The sequence below is a fragment of the Glutamicibacter sp. AOP12-B1-11 genome (assembly GCF_052379245.1).
Lineage (GTDB): Bacteria > Actinomycetota > Actinomycetes > Actinomycetales > Micrococcaceae > Glutamicibacter.
In genome coordinates this window covers 145,084-160,730 of sequence record NZ_JBQSYL010000003.1, presented here as the reverse complement: position 1 = coordinate 160,730, position 15,647 = coordinate 145,084, and the positions used below count along the sequence as shown (strand labels likewise).

At 58.4% G+C, this 15,647-nt stretch carries 23 protein-coding genes and 1 pseudogene; 3 read left to right on the top strand and 21 right to left on the bottom strand.

All coding sequences use genetic code 11. The features are described 5' to 3' along the window. Positions 1 to 137: 137 nt before the first annotated feature. Positions 138 to 614: a hypothetical protein gene (locus ACT3UQ_RS02910; RefSeq protein ID WP_146114071.1), complete on the top strand. Its 477-nt coding sequence runs from the start codon at positions 138 to 140 to the stop codon at positions 612 to 614. Positions 615 to 743: 129 nt separating this feature from the next. On the opposite strand, the pseudogene rplQ reads toward ACT3UQ_RS02910, so the two are convergent. The 19 genes and pseudogenes from rplQ to ACT3UQ_RS02815 all read right to left on the bottom strand — a co-directional run. Then, positions 744 to 1,190 (bottom strand): annotated as a pseudogene (rplQ, locus tag ACT3UQ_RS02905) (50S ribosomal protein L17); the annotation flags it as partial. Positions 1,191 to 1,274: 84 nt separating this feature from the next. After that, entirely contained in the window at positions 1,275 to 2,279 is a 1,005-nt protein-coding gene (locus ACT3UQ_RS02900) for a DNA-directed RNA polymerase subunit alpha (protein WP_096283635.1), read from the bottom strand. Between the two features lie 167 nt (positions 2,280 to 2,446). Then, positions 2,447 to 2,848 carry a 30S ribosomal protein S11 gene (gene rpsK, locus ACT3UQ_RS02895; RefSeq protein ID WP_096283637.1) on the bottom strand — a complete coding sequence of 134 codons (402 nt, stop codon included), beginning with the start codon at positions 2,846 to 2,848 and terminating at the stop codon, positions 2,447 to 2,449. A 43-nt stretch (positions 2,849 to 2,891) separates the two neighbouring features. Then, a complete protein-coding gene (gene rpsM / locus ACT3UQ_RS02890; RefSeq protein WP_096283639.1) occupies positions 2,892 to 3,266 on the bottom strand; it encodes a 30S ribosomal protein S13 in 375 nt (124 codons plus the stop codon). Between the two features lie 145 nt (positions 3,267 to 3,411). Continuing rightward, positions 3,412 to 3,525 (bottom strand): 50S ribosomal protein L36, encoded by a 114-nt coding sequence (gene rpmJ, locus ACT3UQ_RS02885; protein ID WP_013349661.1) that lies wholly within the window; start codon positions 3,523 to 3,525, stop codon positions 3,412 to 3,414. A 135-nt stretch (positions 3,526 to 3,660) separates the two neighbouring features. Then, positions 3,661 to 3,882 (bottom strand): translation initiation factor IF-1, encoded by a 222-nt coding sequence (gene infA / locus ACT3UQ_RS02880; protein ID WP_096256877.1) that lies wholly within the window; start codon positions 3,880 to 3,882, stop codon positions 3,661 to 3,663. A gap of 207 nt (positions 3,883 to 4,089) precedes the next feature. Continuing rightward, a complete protein-coding gene (gene map, locus ACT3UQ_RS02875) occupies positions 4,090 to 4,920 on the bottom strand; it encodes a type I methionyl aminopeptidase (protein ID WP_105650462.1) in 831 nt (276 codons plus the stop codon). A 135-nt stretch (positions 4,921 to 5,055) separates the two neighbouring features. Continuing rightward, complete coding sequence (locus ACT3UQ_RS02870; protein WP_096283641.1) at positions 5,056 to 5,628, bottom strand: adenylate kinase; 573 nt, start codon at positions 5,626 to 5,628, stop codon at positions 5,056 to 5,058. Then, complete coding sequence (gene secY / locus ACT3UQ_RS02865) at positions 5,625 to 6,929, bottom strand: preprotein translocase subunit SecY (protein WP_105568752.1); 1,305 nt, start codon at positions 6,927 to 6,929, stop codon at positions 5,625 to 5,627. Before secY ends, ACT3UQ_RS02870 begins: the two co-directional genes overlap by 4 nt. Positions 6,930 to 7,183: 254 nt before the next feature. Next, complete coding sequence (gene rplO, locus ACT3UQ_RS02860; protein ID WP_105553130.1) at positions 7,184 to 7,636, bottom strand: 50S ribosomal protein L15; 453 nt, start codon at positions 7,634 to 7,636, stop codon at positions 7,184 to 7,186. Between the two features lie 2 nt (positions 7,637 to 7,638). After that, on the bottom strand, positions 7,639 to 7,845 hold the full coding sequence (gene rpmD / locus ACT3UQ_RS02855; protein WP_096283647.1) for a 50S ribosomal protein L30: 207 nt from the start codon (positions 7,843 to 7,845) through the stop codon (positions 7,639 to 7,641). A gap of 3 nt (positions 7,846 to 7,848) precedes the next feature. Then, a complete protein-coding gene (gene rpsE / locus ACT3UQ_RS02850; RefSeq protein WP_176484079.1) occupies positions 7,849 to 8,529 on the bottom strand; it encodes a 30S ribosomal protein S5 in 681 nt (226 codons plus the stop codon). 29 nt (positions 8,530 to 8,558) lie between these two features. Further along, entirely contained in the window at positions 8,559 to 8,930 is a 372-nt protein-coding gene (gene rplR / locus ACT3UQ_RS02845; protein ID WP_096283652.1) for a 50S ribosomal protein L18, read from the bottom strand. 2 nt (positions 8,931 to 8,932) lie between these two features. Then, positions 8,933 to 9,469 carry a 50S ribosomal protein L6 gene (rplF, locus tag ACT3UQ_RS02840; protein ID WP_096283654.1) on the bottom strand — a complete coding sequence of 179 codons (537 nt, stop codon included), beginning with the start codon at positions 9,467 to 9,469 and terminating at the stop codon, positions 8,933 to 8,935. A gap of 20 nt (positions 9,470 to 9,489) precedes the next feature. Then, positions 9,490 to 9,888, bottom strand: coding sequence for a 30S ribosomal protein S8 (gene rpsH / locus ACT3UQ_RS02835; protein ID WP_096283656.1), 399 nt, complete (start codon positions 9,886 to 9,888; stop codon positions 9,490 to 9,492). A gap of 57 nt (positions 9,889 to 9,945) precedes the next feature. Next, positions 9,946 to 10,515, bottom strand: coding sequence for a 50S ribosomal protein L5 (gene rplE, locus ACT3UQ_RS02830; protein WP_096283658.1), 570 nt, complete (start codon positions 10,513 to 10,515; stop codon positions 9,946 to 9,948). Continuing rightward, on the bottom strand, positions 10,515 to 10,859 hold the full coding sequence (rplX, locus tag ACT3UQ_RS02825; RefSeq protein WP_096256888.1) for a 50S ribosomal protein L24: 345 nt from the start codon (positions 10,857 to 10,859) through the stop codon (positions 10,515 to 10,517). Before rplX ends, rplE begins: the two co-directional genes overlap by 1 nt. A 2-nt stretch (positions 10,860 to 10,861) precedes the next feature. Continuing rightward, the gene (rplN, locus tag ACT3UQ_RS02820; protein WP_096283660.1) at positions 10,862 to 11,230 is read right to left on the bottom strand and encodes a 50S ribosomal protein L14; all 369 of its coding nucleotides are present in this window, start codon (positions 11,228 to 11,230) and stop codon (positions 10,862 to 10,864) included. Between the two features lie 325 nt (positions 11,231 to 11,555). Next, the gene (locus ACT3UQ_RS02815) at positions 11,556 to 12,518 is read right to left on the bottom strand and encodes an endonuclease/exonuclease/phosphatase family protein (protein ID WP_444636459.1); all 963 of its coding nucleotides are present in this window, start codon (positions 12,516 to 12,518) and stop codon (positions 11,556 to 11,558) included. 396 nt (positions 12,519 to 12,914) lie between these two features. Here ACT3UQ_RS02815 and ACT3UQ_RS02810 point away from each other — a divergent pair, with 396 nt between their 5' ends. Then, the gene (locus ACT3UQ_RS02810) at positions 12,915 to 13,739 is read left to right on the top strand and encodes an MBL fold metallo-hydrolase (protein ID WP_444636458.1); all 825 of its coding nucleotides are present in this window, start codon (positions 12,915 to 12,917) and stop codon (positions 13,737 to 13,739) included. A 33-nt stretch (positions 13,740 to 13,772) separates the two neighbouring features. Here ACT3UQ_RS02810 and ACT3UQ_RS02805 read toward each other — a convergent pair whose 3' ends face one another. Beyond that, the gene (locus tag ACT3UQ_RS02805; RefSeq protein ID WP_096283666.1) at positions 13,773 to 14,282 is read right to left on the bottom strand and encodes a VOC family protein; all 510 of its coding nucleotides are present in this window, start codon (positions 14,280 to 14,282) and stop codon (positions 13,773 to 13,775) included. Positions 14,283 to 14,351: 69 nt separating this feature from the next. Here ACT3UQ_RS02805 and ACT3UQ_RS02800 point away from each other — a divergent pair, with 69 nt between their 5' ends. After that, entirely contained in the window at positions 14,352 to 15,191 is an 840-nt protein-coding gene (locus ACT3UQ_RS02800; RefSeq protein WP_096283668.1) for a helix-turn-helix transcriptional regulator, read from the top strand. Here the strand turns inward: ACT3UQ_RS02800 and ACT3UQ_RS02795 are convergent. Then, positions 15,163 to 15,564, bottom strand: coding sequence for a RidA family protein (locus tag ACT3UQ_RS02795; RefSeq protein ID WP_105553133.1), 402 nt, complete (start codon positions 15,562 to 15,564; stop codon positions 15,163 to 15,165). The two genes, ACT3UQ_RS02800 and ACT3UQ_RS02795, sit on opposite strands and share 29 nt — an antisense overlap. Between the last annotated feature and the right edge of the window lie 83 nt (positions 15,565 to 15,647).

Here is a 15,647-nt window from a genome sequence, read left to right as displayed (position 1 = left end):
CTCTGAGATAGCGCCCGAATTCCAACTGGGAATTGTTCGCAATGAACTGAGCAGCCTGGCCTACTGAAAGTGACTGCAAGTGATTGAACGCTTCATGTCGGCTAAATAAGGCTAACGGCTCGCTATAATTGGCGGTAGTGGCTTTTCACGAGTATTTCGTGGTGAGCCTAACGATCATCGAACACCAACGGCTTGGAGCATCCATGAATTTCACCCGCATGACTGCAATAAGCGCTATCACCTTAGCTGCCACCTTCGGCTTGGGCGCATGCGCGGAGAAACCTCTGTCAAATGAAGAAGCCTGCCAAGAGATCATCAACCAGGCCAAAGAGCAGAATCTCGACACCGACAGCACGGGCAGCCTCGGCGATACCGTGGAGCAGGGCAAAAAAATATCTGCAATCTTCCGCAGTGTGGCAGACCAAGCCGAAGCTGAGTTTTCCGCTGATTTGGCCGCCTACGCCGACAATACAGACGAGTTCATTGCCGTGGTCTCCGATGACTCGCTCAGTACCCAGCAGATGCAAGTGAAGATGTCGTTGCTGGATACCGCGGAGAACCGCGCGCTTTCCGACAAGCTGGAAACGACGTGCCCAGGGCTTAACGACCTGTAGGCCCTGCCGCGCTTGCTTCAGCTCTTTCAAATTCTGCGATTAAAGAGAAATCCCCGGACATTCCTTGCGGAATGTCCGGGGATAACTTGACCGTTTTACCGGTGAAGATTCACAAGCTCAGGCTTAGGCTTCTTCGGTGGTAGCTTCGGTTGCCTTCTCGGTAGCCTGGGTGGCTTCCTTGACGACTGCCTGCTTTGGCGAAACCGGTTCCATAACCAGTTCGATAACAGCCATAGGAGCGTTGTCGCCCTTGCGGTTACCAATCCGGGTGATGCGGGTGTAGCCACCCTGGCGATCGGCCATAGCAGGTGCGATGTTCGCGAACAGCTCGTGAACGATCGACTTGTTGGTGCGCGAGCGCGAAGCGATAACCGACTGGACGCGACGACGCGAGGCCAGATCTCCACGCTTTGCGAAGGTGATCAGGCGCTCTGCGTGTGGACGCAGACGCTTGGCGCGGGTCAGGGTGGTGGTGATCTTCTTGTTCTCGAAGAGCTGTGCGGACATGTTAGCGAAGATCAATCGCTCATGTGCTGCACTGCCGCCGAGACGCGGACCCTTAGTAGGGGTAGGCATGGTAGTTCTCCTAGATGAATGACCGAGTCCGCCGGTATGTGACCGGCAGGTCGGGTGAAGTAGTGTGTCGCGAGACTAAGGTCTTTACAGGCCTTCGTCGTAGACGTCGTCGCCATCTTCGATGGCACTACGAGCGGCAAGGTCGAACCCTGGAGGGGAATCCTTCAGTGCTAGACCCAGTTCAACAAGCTTGGCCTTGACTTCGTCAATGGACTTCGCACCGAAGTTACGGATGTCCATCAGGTCGGCCTCGGAGCGAGTTACGAGTTCACCCACGGAGTGGATGCCCTCACGCTTCAAGCAGTTGTACGAGCGAACGGTCAGTTCCAGATCCTCGATCGGCAGCGCCATGTCTGCAGCCAAAGCTGCATCCGTTGGCGATGGGCCGATTTCGATACCTTCGGCTGCGGTGTTCAGTTCGCGGAACAAACCGAACAACTCAACCAGCGTGGTACCTGCGGATGCAACAGCATCACGCGGGGTGATCGACGGCTTTGCTTCAACGTCAACGATCAAGCGATCGAAGTCGGTGCGCTGCTCAACACGGGTAGCTTCCACGCGGAAGGTCACCTTCAGCACCGGCGAGTAGATCGAATCAACTGGGATTCGACCGATCTCGGTGTCGGCACTCTTGTTCTGAGCAGCTGACACATAGCCACGGCCACGCTCGATGGTCAGTTCCAAATCGAACTTGCCATTGGCGTTCAAGGTAGCGATGTGCAGCTCAGGGTTGTGGAACTCTACACCCGCTGGTGGGGTGATATCCGCTGCGGTGACGACGCCTGGGCCCTGCTTGCGCAGGTAGGCGACGACCGGCTCGTCGTGCTCGGAAGAGACCGACAGGTTCTTGATGTTAAGAACCAGTTCGGTGACGTCTTCCTTGACACCGGCTACGGTAGAGAACTCGTGCAATACACCGTCGAGTCGAACACTGGTGACAGCTGCACCAGGGATCGAGGACAACAGGGTACGGCGGAGTGAGTTGCCTAGGGTGTAACCAAAGCCTGGCTCCAACGGTTCAATGATGAACCGGGAGCGATTCTCGGAAACTACTTCTTCGGTCAGGGTTGGGCGCTGCGTAATGAGCACTTACATTTCCTTTCAGCGAGCGTCCGCTATATGACGCCTCACGGGGGTGGAAACGACGGTAGCCTGTTGGCCGTTCGTCTGTTGCAGGCATGAGAGTCCAAGAACGTCACCGACCCATTCGGCAAGAATGGCTCGGTGACTTCTTTAGGCTCAGCCTAGCGAATCAATTAGACGCGGCGACGCTTTGATGGGCGGCAACCGTTGTGGGCACTTGGGGAAACATCCTGGATGGATCCAACCTCAAGGCCAGCAGCCTGCAGCGAACGGATCGCGGTTTCGCGTCCCGAGCCCGGGCCCTTGACGAAAACGTCAACCTTGCGCATGCCGTGCTCCTGCGCGCGCTTAGCGGCAGATTCAGCGGCCATCTGAGCAGCGTACGGGGTCGACTTACGCGAGCCCTTCATGCCTACCTCGCCGGCCGAAGCCCACGAGATAACAGCACCGGACGGATCGGTAATCGATACGATGGTGTTGTTGAAGGTGCTCTTGATATGCGCCTGTCCCTGCGCGATATTCTTTTTGTCCTTGCGACGCGGCTTACGTACCGCTCCACGAGTCTTTGGGGGCATTTCTTCTCCTACGAAAAAAGTATTTGAACTAGACCGCTAAGATTTAGCGAGTCTTCTTCTTACCTGCGACGGTACGCTTCGGGCCCTTGCGGGTACGAGCGTTGGTCTTGGTGCGCTGACCGTGGACCGGCAGGCCCTTACGGTGACGAATACCTTCGTAGGATCCGATCTCGACCTTGCGGCGGATGTCAGCCTGAACCTCGCGGCGCAGGTCACCTTCTACCTTGTAAGTGCCTTCGACGAAGTCACGCAGCTGAACGAGGTCAGCGTCGCTGAGATCCTTAACGCGCGTGTCCGGGTTGGTCCCGGTCGCTGCGATGATCTCTTCTGCACGGGTCTTGCCCACGCCGTAGATGTAAGTCAGCGCGATAATTACGCGCTTTTCGCGTGGAATGTCCACGCCTGCTAAACGAGCCAAGTGGCTACCTTTCAACCAACGGAGGTCTGGAGCAGTACCACCCAGGATATCTCCTGGCCCCGGCCTCCGAACCCGGGGGTGTGCATCGAGTCTTCGATGCGGTACTGCCTATATGACTACGCGTGGGAAATTCCGAAGAACGGAATTAGCCCTGACGCTGCTTGTGGCGTGGGTTCTCGCAGATCACCATGACCACGCCATTACGACGGATCACCTTGCATTTATCGCAGATCGGCTTCACGCTAGGGTTAACCTTCAAGGCTTTGTCCTTTTGCGGTTGCAGTTATTGAGTGGAGCAGTGAATAAGCAGCTTGTCCCATGGACATTCCTCAGACGGGCGTTCGAACGATCTCTCGTTCAACGTCCGTCAGGCTAATGTCTATGGACTGCAGATTTACTTGTAGCGGTAAACGATACGGCCTCGGTTGAGGTCGTATGGGCTCATTTCAACCTGCACTCGATCCTCTGGGAGGATACGAATGTAGTGCTGACGCATCTTACCCGAGATAGTGGCGAGCACCACGTGACCGTTTGGCAGCTCTACGCGAAACATCGCGTTCGGCAGCGCTTCGGATACGGAGCCCTCTACCTGGATGACGCCTTCCTTCTTGCCCATTTTCCCCGCTAACTTTTGTTGTTGACGATTTTCCATCAACAAGTAATTGGTTCTGGCTGTATACGACTTCACCGAACCCTAAGAGTTTTAGGCTCAGTCAAATAGACAACCAAAAATTAAGAATACGCCATTGGCAGACTCTAGGACAAATCCAAGGACGCACTTAAACTGTTAGCTCCGGCACGCTGGGCGTGCCGGAGCCAGAACTTAAGGCTTGATCGGCGAGGGAGTCACGCCGAATGGCGCCAATCCCGCTTCGCCGCCGTCGTGTGCGGTGAGTACCCAGATGCCGCCCATGTGGATGGCTACGGTGTGCTCCCACTGCGAGGCGTTCGCCTTGTCGTCGGTGACTACCGTCCAGTCATCTTCCAGCACCGAGGTCGCGATCTTGCCGCGCACCAGCATTGGTTCGATGGCCAGCGCCATGCCGGGCTTGATCCGCGATCCGCGGTGGCCGGTGTTGTAGTTCAGCACATCGGGGGCCATGTGCATGGCCGAGCCGATGCCGTGGCCGCAGTACTCCTCCAAGATGCCCAGCGGGGCCCCTGGCTGGGAGCTGACGAAGTCGTCGATCGCTTCGCCGATCTGCCCGATGTACCGCGCCTTGGAGAAGGCGGCGATGCCGGCCCACATGGCCTGCTCGGTGATCTCGCTCAGCCGCTGGTCCGCCGGGTCCACGTTGCCGATGAGCAGGGTGCGCGCGGAGTCCGAATGCCAGCCATCGATGATCGCGCCGCCATCGACCTTGAGCACATCCCCGTCCTTCAGCTCGTACTCGCTGGGGAAGCCGTGGACGACCTCGTGGTTCACCGAGGCGCAGATGTTCGCCGGGAAACCGTGGTAGCCGAGGAAGTTGCTGGTGGCGCCGTGGCGTTCGAGCACCTTCGCGAAGGCCGCGTCGACCTGCTTGGTGGTGACCCCCGGACGGGCGGTGGCGCTGGCCTCGTCGAGTGCTTCGGCGAGCACCAGTCCGGCCTCGCGCATCTTCAAAATCTGCGAATTGGTTTTGTACTCAATTCGTGGCTGACCTAGAGCCAATGTCATGCCCCTTAATTCTTTTGGGTCTCAGAACCCAAGTAAGCGTTTGGATATGTGTAGCTAAACCACGCAGGGACCGTGCCACGGCCCTCAGAGGCTGTTCGCGGCACGGTCCCTACGTGTAAGTGGAAATGCTTAGGCGGTAACGTTCAACGCCGAGAGCACACGCTCGGTGACCTCGTCGATGGCGCCAATGCCATCGACCTTGCGCACGATGCCGCGCTCTTCGTAGCGATCCACCACGATGCGGGTCTCTTCGTTGTACAGACCCAGGCGGTGGCGGATGACCTCTTCGGTGTCATCGGCACGGCCTTCGATCTCAGCACGCTTGAGCAGGCGCGCTACCAGCTCTTCGTCATCGGCGGTCAGCTGCAGCACCGCATCCAACTCGACGCCCTGAGCGGCAAGCATGGCATCCAGGGCATCAACCTGCGCGCTGGTGCGTGGGTAGCCATCGAGCAGGAAGCCGTTGGCGACATCTTCCTGGCCCAGTCGATCTTCAACCATATTGTTGGTGACCGAGTCCGGCACGAAGTTGCCGGCGTCGATGTACTTCTTCGCCTCGACACCCAGTGGGGTGCCGCCCTTGACGTTGGCGCGGAAGATATCACCGGTGGAGATCGCGACGATCTCCAGACGCTCGGAAATCTTCACTGCTTGGGTGCCTTTGCCGGCACCCGGTGGACCAATAATTAACAGTCGACTCATCGCAGTAGCCCTTCATAGTTTCGTTGCTGCATTTGAGCATTGATTTGCTTGACGGTTTCCAGACCCACACCAACCATGATGAGGATCGAGGTGCCGCCAAATGGGAAGTTTTGGTCTGCGTTGAACAGCACGAAGGCGATCAGCGGGATCAACGCGACGAACGCCAGATACAGGGCGCCCGCGAAGGTGATTCGGGAAATCACGAACTGCAGATACTCGGCCGTTGGCTTGCCGGCGCGAATGCCCGGAATGAAGCCGCCGTACTTCTTCATATTGTCTGAGACTTCAATCGGGTTGAAGGTAATCGCGACATAGAAGTAGGTGAAGCCGATGATCAGCAGGGTGTAGACGAGCATGTACCACGGCGAAGAGGACGCCGAGTGCTCCTGCAGCCACATGGCCCAACCTGGCAGGGTGCCGTCATCGTTCTGGTTGAACGAGACGATCATCTGCGGCAGGGCGAGGATCGAGCTGGCGAAGATCACCGGGATCACGTTCGCCATGTTGACCTTCAGCGGAATGTAGGTGGAGGTGCCACCCACGGTGCGCCGTCCGATGGTGCGCTTGGCGTACTGCACCGGAACACGTCGCTGGGACTGCTCCACGAACACGACCAGCGCGATCACCAGGAAGCCGATGGCGATGACACCGATGAAGGTGCCCCAACCCTGGGACTGCGCGATGGCGCCCATGGCGGCCGGGAAGCCCGAAGCGATCGAGATGAAGATCAGGATGGACATGCCGTTGCCGATACCGCGTTCGGTGATCAATTCGCCCATCCACATGATCAGGCCGGTGCCTGCGGTCAGTGCGAAGATCATCAGCAGAATCACGATAATCGAGTCATCGGGAATCAGCGGCAGGGTGCAGCTCGGGAACAGTCCGCCGGTACGCGCCAGAGTGATCAGCGTGGTGCCCTGCAAGAGCGCCAATGCGATGGTCAGGTAGCGGGTGTACTGGGTCAGCTTGCCTTGGCCGGCTTGGCCTTCCTTGTGCAGTGCTTCGAAGTGCGGGATCACCACACGCAGTAGCTGCACAATAATGGCCGCCGTAATGTACGGCATGATACCCATGGCAAAGATCGAAACTTGCAACAGGGCGCCGCCGCTGAAGAGGTTTACGAACTGATAAAGACCACCGGTGGTTGAACCCAATGCTAGACACTGCTGAACGTTGCTGTAATCCACGCCCGGGGCCGGAATAAAAACGCCGACTCGATAGATCGCAATGATCCCGAGGGTGAAAAGCAGTTTGTTGCGCAGGTCAGGCGTCCGAAAAACTCGGGCTATGGCGCTGAACAAGCGTCCTCCTGAAGTATGTGCTTGAGTCTAGGTAAAGACTCTTGCTATGACCTAATGATTCTAGCCGTCTTATGTACTATCTCGCCAAATACGCCACACAGCTATAACCCCATTTTTTCGCAGTGGTTGCGGAAATACGGTGGTTTACTTGGGATTTCGGAGCGTAATACTACGAGTAACGCGAGATAAGAAAATCCCCGGTGAGCTTGTCTAAACAAGCTCACCGGGGATTTAGCTATAGCGCAAACCCTGAATTAGAGGGTTTCTGCCTGGCCGCCAGCAGCAGCAATCTTTTCGGTTGCGGAAGCCGAGAAAGCGTTAACCTTCACGTCAACCTTGACCGTCAGGTCGCCGGTGCCCAGCACCTTGACAGGCTGGTTCTTACGAACAGCGCCCTTGGCAACGAGTGCCTCGACGGTAACTTCGCCACCTTCTGGGAACAATTCCGAGATCTTGTCTAGGTTTACAACCTGGTACTCGACGCGGAATGGGTTCTTGAAGCCACGCAGCTTTGGCAGACGCATGTGCAGTGGAAGCTGTCCACCTGCGAAACCTGCCTTGATCTGGTAACGAGCCTTCGTACCCTTGGTACCACGGCCTGCAGTCTTACCCTTGGATGCCTCGCCACGACCCACGCGGGTCTTGGCGGTCTTGGCACCCTGAGCTGGACGCAGGTGGTGAACCTTAAGTGCTTTTTCTTCAGCCATCTTTACTTCGCCTCCTCAACCTTCAACAGGTGTGGAACCTTGTTGACCATACCTACGGTCACAGGGTCAGCGGAGCGGACAACGGTGTGTCCGATGCGCTTCAGACCCAGCGAGCGAACGATGTCGCGCTGAACCTGGCTACCACCAATGATGGACTTAATCTGGGTGATTTCCAGCGTGGCATCGCCTGGAACAATGTTCTTAGCCATTGATTAAGCACCTGCCTTCTGGGTCTGGATGTGACGCAACATTGCTGCTGGTGCAACCTCGTCCAGCGGAAGACCGCGGCGAGCTGCAACTGCTGCAGGCTCTTCGAGACCCTTCAGCGCTGCAATGGTGCCCTTCACGATGTTGATCTGGTTGCTTGAACCCATCGACTTCGAAAGGATGTCCTGGATACCAGCGCATTCCAATACCGCACGCACCGGACCGCCGGCGATAACGCCGGTACCCGGAGCAGCTGGACGGAGCAAGACGACGCCAGCGGCGGCCTCGCCCTTGACCAGGTGCGGGATGGTGCCGCCAACGCGTGGAACGCGGAAGAAGGACTTCTTGGCTTCTTCAACGCCCTTGGCGATAGCTGCTGGAACTTCCTTGGCCTTACCGTAGCCAACGCCAACCATTCCGTTGCCGTCGCCCACGACGACAAGTGCGGTGAAGCTAAAGCGACGACCACCCTTGACGACCTTGGATACGCGGTTGATAGCTACAACGCGCTCAAGGAACTTGTCCTTGTCGTCATTGCGGCTGTCCTTCGAATCGCGGCCTCGGCCACGACCCTCGCCACGGCCACGGCCTTCTCCACCACGGCCACGACCCTCGCCGCGAGCGGCGCCGGTCTTCTCCGTGGCAGGAGCTGCAGTAGTCGAGGCTGCTTCAGTAGCTTCAGACACCTGAGTTTCCTTCTTGTTAGTAGCTTCGCTCACAGTGCCAGCCCACCTTCACGTGCGCCGTCGGCAATGGCTGCCACGCGACCGTGGTAGCGGTTACCGCCGCGGTCGAAGACAACTGCTTCGATGCCTGCAGCCTTGGCGCGCTCTGCGACGAGCTCACCAACGCGCTTGGACTTTGCGGTCTTGTCGGCATCGCTTGCGCGAAGATCTGCTTCCATGGTCGAAGCGCTGGCCAGGGTCAGACCCTGTGAGTCGTCCACGATCTGTACGAACATGTGACGAGCCGAACGGTTGATGACCAAGCGTGGGCGTACCGAGGTACCAACGATGCGCTTGCGCACACGCAGGTGGCGACGACCGCGTGAAGCGGACCTGCTCTTGCCCTTGATTCCGATAGCCATAATTATTTACCAGCCTTTCCGACCTTGCGGCGGATGATCTCGCCAGCGTAGCGAATGCCCTTGCCCTTGTAAGGCTCGGTCTTGCGCAGCTTGCGGATGTTAGCGGCAACTTCACCGACGTGCTGCTTGTCAATACCAGCGATGGTGATTTTGTTGTTGCCCTCGACGGTAAAGGTGATGCCGTCAGGAGCCGTGACGCTAACTGGGTGCGAGTAGCCGAGAGCGAACTCCAGGCCGGCGCCCTTAGCGACAACACGGTAGCCGGTACCGTGGATTTCCAGCTTCTTTTCGTATCCGTCGGTCACACCGATGATCAGGTTATTGATCAGGGTGCGGCTCAAGCCGTGCAACGAACGCGCATCGCGCGAATCGTTCGGGCGGGATACGGTAACGGTGTTCTCATCCTTGGCAACGGTGATAGGAGCCGAGATGGTGACCGAAAGCTCACCCTTCGGGCCCTTTGCGGTGACCTGCTGGCCATCCACATTCAGCTCAACGTTTGCCGGGACGGTGATCGGAAGACGTCCAATACGTGACATTGTATGTTTCTCCCTTCCCGTTACCAGACGTAGGCGAGGACTTCCCCACCTACGCCCTTCTTTGCAGCCTGACGGTCAGTAAGCAGACCGGAGGAGGTGGACAGGATTGCGATACCAAGACCACCGAGCACGTGAGGCAGGTTGGTGGACTTTGCGTATACACGCAAGCCTGGCTTGGAGATACGGCGTACGCCAGCGATTGAACGCTCACGCGATGGGCCGTACTTCAGGGTGATGGTCAGCGTCTTGCCGACTTCTGCTGCTTCTTCCTCGAAGGAGGCAATGTAGCCCTGATCCTTCAAGATGTTGGCAATGCGCACTTTGAGCTTGCTCGACGGCATCGACACGGAGTCGTGGTGTGCCGAGTTGGCGTTGCGCAGTCGAGTCAGCATATCTGCGACTGGATCTGTCATAGACATGTGGGCTTCAGCCCTTCCTCGTTACGGTTTCCGCTAGGGACCTGTAACGTAGCGAGTTTAGTTGTTGGTCTTGAACGGGAAGCCCAGAGCCTTGAGCAAGGCACGGCCTTCATCGTCAGTCTTGGCGGTGGTCACCACAGTGATGTCCATACCGCGCACGCGATCGATCTTGTCCTGGTTGATTTCGTGGAACATCGACTGTTCGGTCAGACCGAAAGTGTAGTTGCCATTGCCATCAAACTGGCGGTCGCTCAGACCGCGGAAGTCGCGGATACGAGGCAGTGCCAAGGTGATCAAGCGATCGACGAATTCCCACATGCGATCGTTACGCAAGGTGGTGTGGGTACCAATCGGCATGCCTTCGCGCAGCTTGAACTGTGCGATCGACTTGCGAGCCTTGGTGACCACTGGCTTCTGACCGGTAATTGCGGTCAGATCGCGCACGGCGCCTTCGATGAGCTTCGAGTCCTTAGCGGCCTCGCCGACACCCATGTTCACGACGACCTTGGTCAGGGTTGGTACCTGCATCGGGTTGACGTAGCTGAACTGCTCCTGCAATGCAGGGCGGATGTCTGCGGCGTACTTTGCCTTCAGACGTGGCTGGATCTTGGTGGCTGTCTCAGTCATTACAGATCCTTTCCGGAAGCCTTGGCGTAACGGACGCGCACAGTCTTGGACACACCGTTCTTCTCGACGGTTTCCTCGCGGAAACCAACGCGGGTTGGCTTCTTGGTCTCTGGGTCAACCACTGCAACGTTGGAAACGTGCACTGGAGCCTCGACAACCTCGATGCCACCGGACGTGGTTCCGTTTTCGGACTGTCCAGCCTTGGTGTGCTTGGTGACGCGGTTAACGCCCTCAACCAGAACGCGCGAAGTGGCGGTGATGACAGTCAGGACCTTGCCCTGCTTGCCACGCTCTTTGCCTGAGATGATCTGAACCAGATCACCCTTTTTGATCTTTGCACCCATGCTTACAGCACCTCCGGAGCCAACGAAACGATCTTCATGAACTTCTTGTCACGAAGTTCGCGACCCACTGGACCGAAAATACGGGTTCCGCGGGGCTCACCTTCGTTCTTCAAGATCACAGCAGCGTTCTCGTCGAACTTGATGTAGGAACCGTCTGCACGACGGATTTCCTTCTTGGTGCGAACAACGACAGCCTTGACGACGTCGCCCTTCTTCACGTTGCCGCCTGGAATTGCATCCTTGACGGTAGCGACAATAGTGTCGCCAATGCTTGCGTAGCGACGCTTCGAGCCACCGAGCACGTTGATGGTAAGGATTTCCTTAGCACCAGTGTTATCGGCAACTTTTAGTCGCGACTCTTTCTGAATCACTTCTTACTCCTGTCGTCTCGCTGGTTCTCTCTGGGAGCCTTGCGGAACGGATATGGTCTCCACGATACGATCGCTTACCCCCACCGGCGCGGGCGCACCGAATGCTGATCCCAATTGCTGGCAGGGCCGAGGCGTAAAATATCGAGGCTGTACTGCGCAACCCGACGGTGCCGGGCCGCACTGCATCGCACCGAAGGTGGATAGTCCTCGAATGAAATGCGCACAGAACCTTAAGTCTAGCCTAGATTCACGCCATTTAGAAATGGTGTGGTAATAGGAAAGCTAGCGTTCTTGGTCACACCCGCGGCCCGGATTGCTCCCGGCTTTACGGGCTTGCTGGCGGATGCAGATGCAAAGTTGCGCTGAGCGCCAAATGATCCGAGCCGGGCAATCGGGTCGATTTCGTCTCCGCGACCGCAAACCCACGAGAAATGATGTGATCAATCTCTATGACTGGACTCGGCAGTCGCGTGGCCGGCCAAGTCGCCGCAGGAACAAACCCCGAAGCTTCATCTAACCCCTGCACCGCGCGGCGGTATTGCGGATGGCCGCGCGTGGCATTGAAGTCGCCCGCCAAAATCACCGGGTTTTCACCATGCGTTTCGATCCACTTCTCCACGCTGCCAAGCCCCTGCTCCCAGGTTTCCGCATTGCCCAATGGCGGATACACATGCACTGCGGCCAAGGGCACCTGCTGTCCCTGAACCTCGATCAGCACCGTGGGCATGCTGAACCACCCGGTCTCTTCGGTACTCAGCTCCGTCTCGGTCTGGGTCAACGGGAGTTTTGAAAAAATGACTGTGTCCCGGTTTCCATCTTCCGTCGCCGGAGCTGTCCGGTAGAGATATTCGGTCATGGCTCCGCGGGCCGCGAGCGATTCATGCAACGGCTCACTGGTCTCCACCAAAACAAGCACATCTGGATCTTCGCTGCTGATCTCGCGCGCCAGCTCGGCGGGATCTGCCTGGGCCTTATAGGTATTAAACGAAAATACCTTCAGCGCCGGTCGGTGATCCGTGCCAGACGGCGGATTGAACTGCAGGTAAGGCTGCAATCCGAAAATGAGCACCAACAACAGCACCGCGCCGGGAAATAATTTGCGCCGCCAGCAGGCATAGACCAGCGCGGCAAGTGGGATGAGCAGAAGCCACAGCGAGGCCGCCTGCACCTTGGGCAGCACTCCCCCGGCGAGCCACGGTACATGCGCGAGCCCCGCAATCACCAGTGACAGCAGCACCACCGGGATCCACAAGGTCTTCTTCCGTTTTTGCAGATCAATTGTGGGCATACCGGGAGCTTATCCTGTCGAGATGTTTAGCCAGAATCAGCCCCACGGCTCGCGGTATTTATTCCATGGCCCAGCCGGTAGCGTTGCAGAACTCGCAGGGATTCTCGTGACGGACCTGGCCGCTGGAGCCGGCGGTGAGAGTTGCGGCGATTAGTTGACGGCCATAACCCGCACTGCACGAATGCAGCACTCCCCCGCGACGGTTGCCTAGGCCCGCTGCTAGTGGAGCATTCTGCGCTCCCGGACACAGCCGAGATGATTCTGGAAATTCTGCCCGGCGCGGGAAGAAGACCGAACGAGTCGAACTGCAGTAATTTGAGTTGCTGCCGATGTCCAAGGCCTATTGCCATCGCCGGATCCGCCATTTCGACCGCCGACGGCTGTACCGTTGTGGTCATGTCTTGGGTTGAGGTCGCAAATGATGTATTCGTGAAATCCTATGGCGCAGATAGGGTCAACATTGCCGCGATCCTCGGGCCTAGCGGTACGACCGTCGTTGACACCGGCGGTTCGCCCAGCGAAGCCAGAGCCATAGTGGATGAGCTGAGGCAACGCTTCGGCAAACCAATCGTGGGCGCGATCAATACCCATGCGCACTACGATCATTGCTTTGGAAATTCCGTATTCGCTGAACTGGGCGTACCCATTATCGGCCACCGGCGGATCCCTGCCCACTTCGATGCCTTTGAAGCACCACGTTTGGCGGCGTGGCGCAAGGATCCCGGCCGAGAACCAGACAAGGCATGGGACCAGGTCGCCTTGGTGCACCCGTCCGTGCTTGTGGAACAAGCGACCACGCTGACCGCTGGTGGACGCGAGATTGCCTGCTTGCCCATTTCGCGTGGACACACGGACACAGATCTTGCGGTCTTCGTTCCCGACGCCCGAGTATGGATGCTTGGGGACGTGATCGAAGAATCCGGTCCTCCCATGTTTGGTTCGGGAAGCTGGCCGCTTCACTGGCCCGAATCCTTGCGCACGCTGCTGGCTGGAATCGAGCCAGCGGATGTGATTGTTCCAGGGCACGGGCGGGCCGTGGATCGCCAATTTGCCGCCACGCAGGCCACAGAACTCCATGCTGTGGCCGATGCGGTTCGAAGCGCCTGGAACGCCGGGCGCAGCATCGATGAAGCACTAGCCGCGGCCGAATTGCCTTGGCCCCGCTGGATGCTGCACTCCGCATTTGAACGAGGATTCTCCGAACTATCCGCACAAGGGTGAAGTCGATGCACAAGCACGCGGACCAAGCGCAGCTCAGGCCTGCTGCTCCGCCGCCCACCGGGCTACGCGCTCCTTGCTCTGCGCTTCGGAGAGATCCTCCACCCTGGACATCAGCGACCAGCGTACTCCAAAGGGATCGATGATCGAGGCAAAACGATCACCGGACACGAAGGTTGCCACCGGCTCGCGGATTGCGGCTCCCGCCGCCTCGGCCTTTGCCACTAGCTCATCGACGTTCGGGCAGTACAGGCCCATGGAGTAGCAGGCTTCGGGTTGCGCGGGTGGTGCAACGAGTCCGTAGTCGGGGCTCGGCTCTCCCAACTGCAGTTTACCGTTGCCAAAGTCCAGGTCTGCGTGGACCAGCACTCCCCCGATCTCGGTGGAGTCCACGACTCTGGCGTCAAAGACCTCACGGTAGAACTCCACGGCCCCAGCCGCATTCCGGATCGCCAAAAACGGAGTCAACGATGTGGATCCGCGAGGGATCCCTGCGACGGTGTGCTGCCCGGTCACACCCATTTTGTTTTCTTCTCGATATTCCATACCTTCACCCTAGGAGCTTGTGGCACGCTGAGTCTTGTAGATTCGCGCCAATCGTGGAGGTGAACAGTCATGGACAGCTCGGCCGAACGTCGTGGCGTGCTCTACCCCGCGAAGTTGCCAGACTTCATGCGAGTGCCAGCTCCCGAAGAGTTGCGTGACCGCGTGGGCTGGTTCTGGCTGGCTCGCTGGGATATTGCCCCAGGCCGTTCCTCGCGCCAAGAATTGCTTCCGTTCCCCTGCATGAATGTGGATATTCAACGCCAGGGCGTGACGCTCTCCGGCGTTGCTTCCGGTGCCTCGCATCGTGATTTGAGCGGAACCGGCTGGGTCCTCGCGGCCATGCTCCTGCCCGCGTCCACCCCGGCCTTCGGCCTTGATCCGCGCAGCTTGCTCGGAGCCGAGATGCGCATCCCGGGACCGACACCGCACGAACCGATCTGCGCATTGCTGGCCGGCCCGGTGAACAGGGAAACCATCGAATCGGCGATCAGGCTCTTCGCGGCCTGGCTCGAAGCGAAGATCCCGCGTGCTTCGGTCCAAGGGCTTCTGGCGAATCGCATGCTTGAGCTGGCCGCCGGGCAGAGGGAAATGATCAATGTCCCCCAGCTGGCACAGGCCATGGGGATATCGGTGCGCAGCGTCCAGCGCCTGGCAAATGATTACGTGGGGCTCGCACCGTTGACCATCATCCGCCGATACCGTCTGCAAGAAGCCGCACAGCGGCTGCGTGAAAGCCCTGAAACAACGATCGCCCAGATTGCCGCCGAGTTGGAGTACGCAGACCATGCGCATCTGACCACCGATTTTCGCCAGGTACTCGGTTTCACCCCGAGCGCCTACCGCGCAAATTCGAAAGCAGCAGACACGGTCTTTCGCGAGCCTAGTCAAACAGCGCGGCCACCGCACTGATTTCGACGAGTGCGCCCTGCACGCCCAAGCCTGCGACGAGGCTCGCGGTCACCAGCGGCGGATTCGCGGAGCTCAGTTCGCCGGCGATAGCCCCGTAGGCGCGGGATACATCAACGCCCTCGGCAAGTTGGACGTTCCAGGAGATCACATCGGCCAGATCCGCGCCGGCGGCGTTCAGAGCGATGCGTGCGTTGTGCAACGCCCGAGCGGCCTGCACCGCCACATCATCGGCACCGATGAGCGTCCCGCGCTCGTCAACCGAGTTTTGCCCGCCCACGTAAACCATTCTTGCCCCTGGCGGCACCACCGCCACGTGGCTGAAGGCAGTCGAGTGGACAAGGCCCGCGGGCCGGATGAATTTGATAGAAGCCATGCCCTATGCTGACAGCGCTGCGCCGCTACTTCAAGAGCTCTGGTTTTACCGTTCTCCCGTTATGTTGTTGACAACTCATTAAC

Bases quoted from the DNA above. Each gene is read 5' to 3' on its own strand.
- ACT3UQ_RS02800 (WP_096283668.1), top strand. From the start codon at position 14,352: ATGGACAGCTCGGCCGAACGTCGTGGCGTGCTCTACCCCGCGAAGTTG.
- rplR (WP_096283652.1), bottom strand. From the start codon at position 8,930: ATGGCTATCGGAATCAAGGGCAAGAGCAGGTCCGCTTCACGCGGTCGT.
- rplF (WP_096283654.1), bottom strand. From the start codon at position 9,469: ATGTCACGTATTGGACGTCTTCCGATCACCGTCCCGGCAAACGTTGAG.
- rplO (WP_105553130.1), bottom strand. From the start codon at position 7,636: ATGGCTGAAGAAAAAGCACTTAAGGTTCACCACCTGCGTCCAGCTCAG.
- ACT3UQ_RS02805 (WP_096283666.1), bottom strand. From the start codon at position 14,282: ATGGAATATCGAGAAGAAAACAAAATGGGTGTGACCGGGCAGCACACC.
- rplX (WP_096256888.1), bottom strand. From the start codon at position 10,859: ATGGGTGCAAAGATCAAAAAGGGTGATCTGGTTCAGATCATCTCAGGC.
- ACT3UQ_RS02815 (WP_444636459.1), bottom strand. From the start codon at position 12,518: ATGCCCACAATTGATCTGCAAAAACGGAAGAAGACCTTGTGGATCCCG.
- ACT3UQ_RS02870 (WP_096283641.1), bottom strand. From the start codon at position 5,628: ATGAGTCGACTGTTAATTATTGGTCCACCGGGTGCCGGCAAAGGCACC.
- ACT3UQ_RS02810 (WP_444636458.1), top strand. From the start codon at position 12,915: ATGTCTTGGGTTGAGGTCGCAAATGATGTATTCGTGAAATCCTATGGC.
- rpsH (WP_096283656.1), bottom strand. From the start codon at position 9,888: ATGTCTATGACAGATCCAGTCGCAGATATGCTGACTCGACTGCGCAAC.
- rpsK (WP_096283637.1), bottom strand. From the start codon at position 2,848: ATGCCCCCAAAGACTCGTGGAGCGGTACGTAAGCCGCGTCGCAAGGAC.
- ACT3UQ_RS02795 (WP_105553133.1), bottom strand. From the start codon at position 15,564: ATGGCTTCTATCAAATTCATCCGGCCCGCGGGCCTTGTCCACTCGACT.
- infA (WP_096256877.1), bottom strand. From the start codon at position 3,882: ATGGGCAAGAAGGAAGGCGTCATCCAGGTAGAGGGCTCCGTATCCGAA.
- rpmD (WP_096283647.1), bottom strand. From the start codon at position 7,845: ATGGCTAAGAACATTGTTCCAGGCGATGCCACGCTGGAAATCACCCAG.
- rplE (WP_096283658.1), bottom strand. From the start codon at position 10,515: ATGACTGAGACAGCCACCAAGATCCAGCCACGTCTGAAGGCAAAGTAC.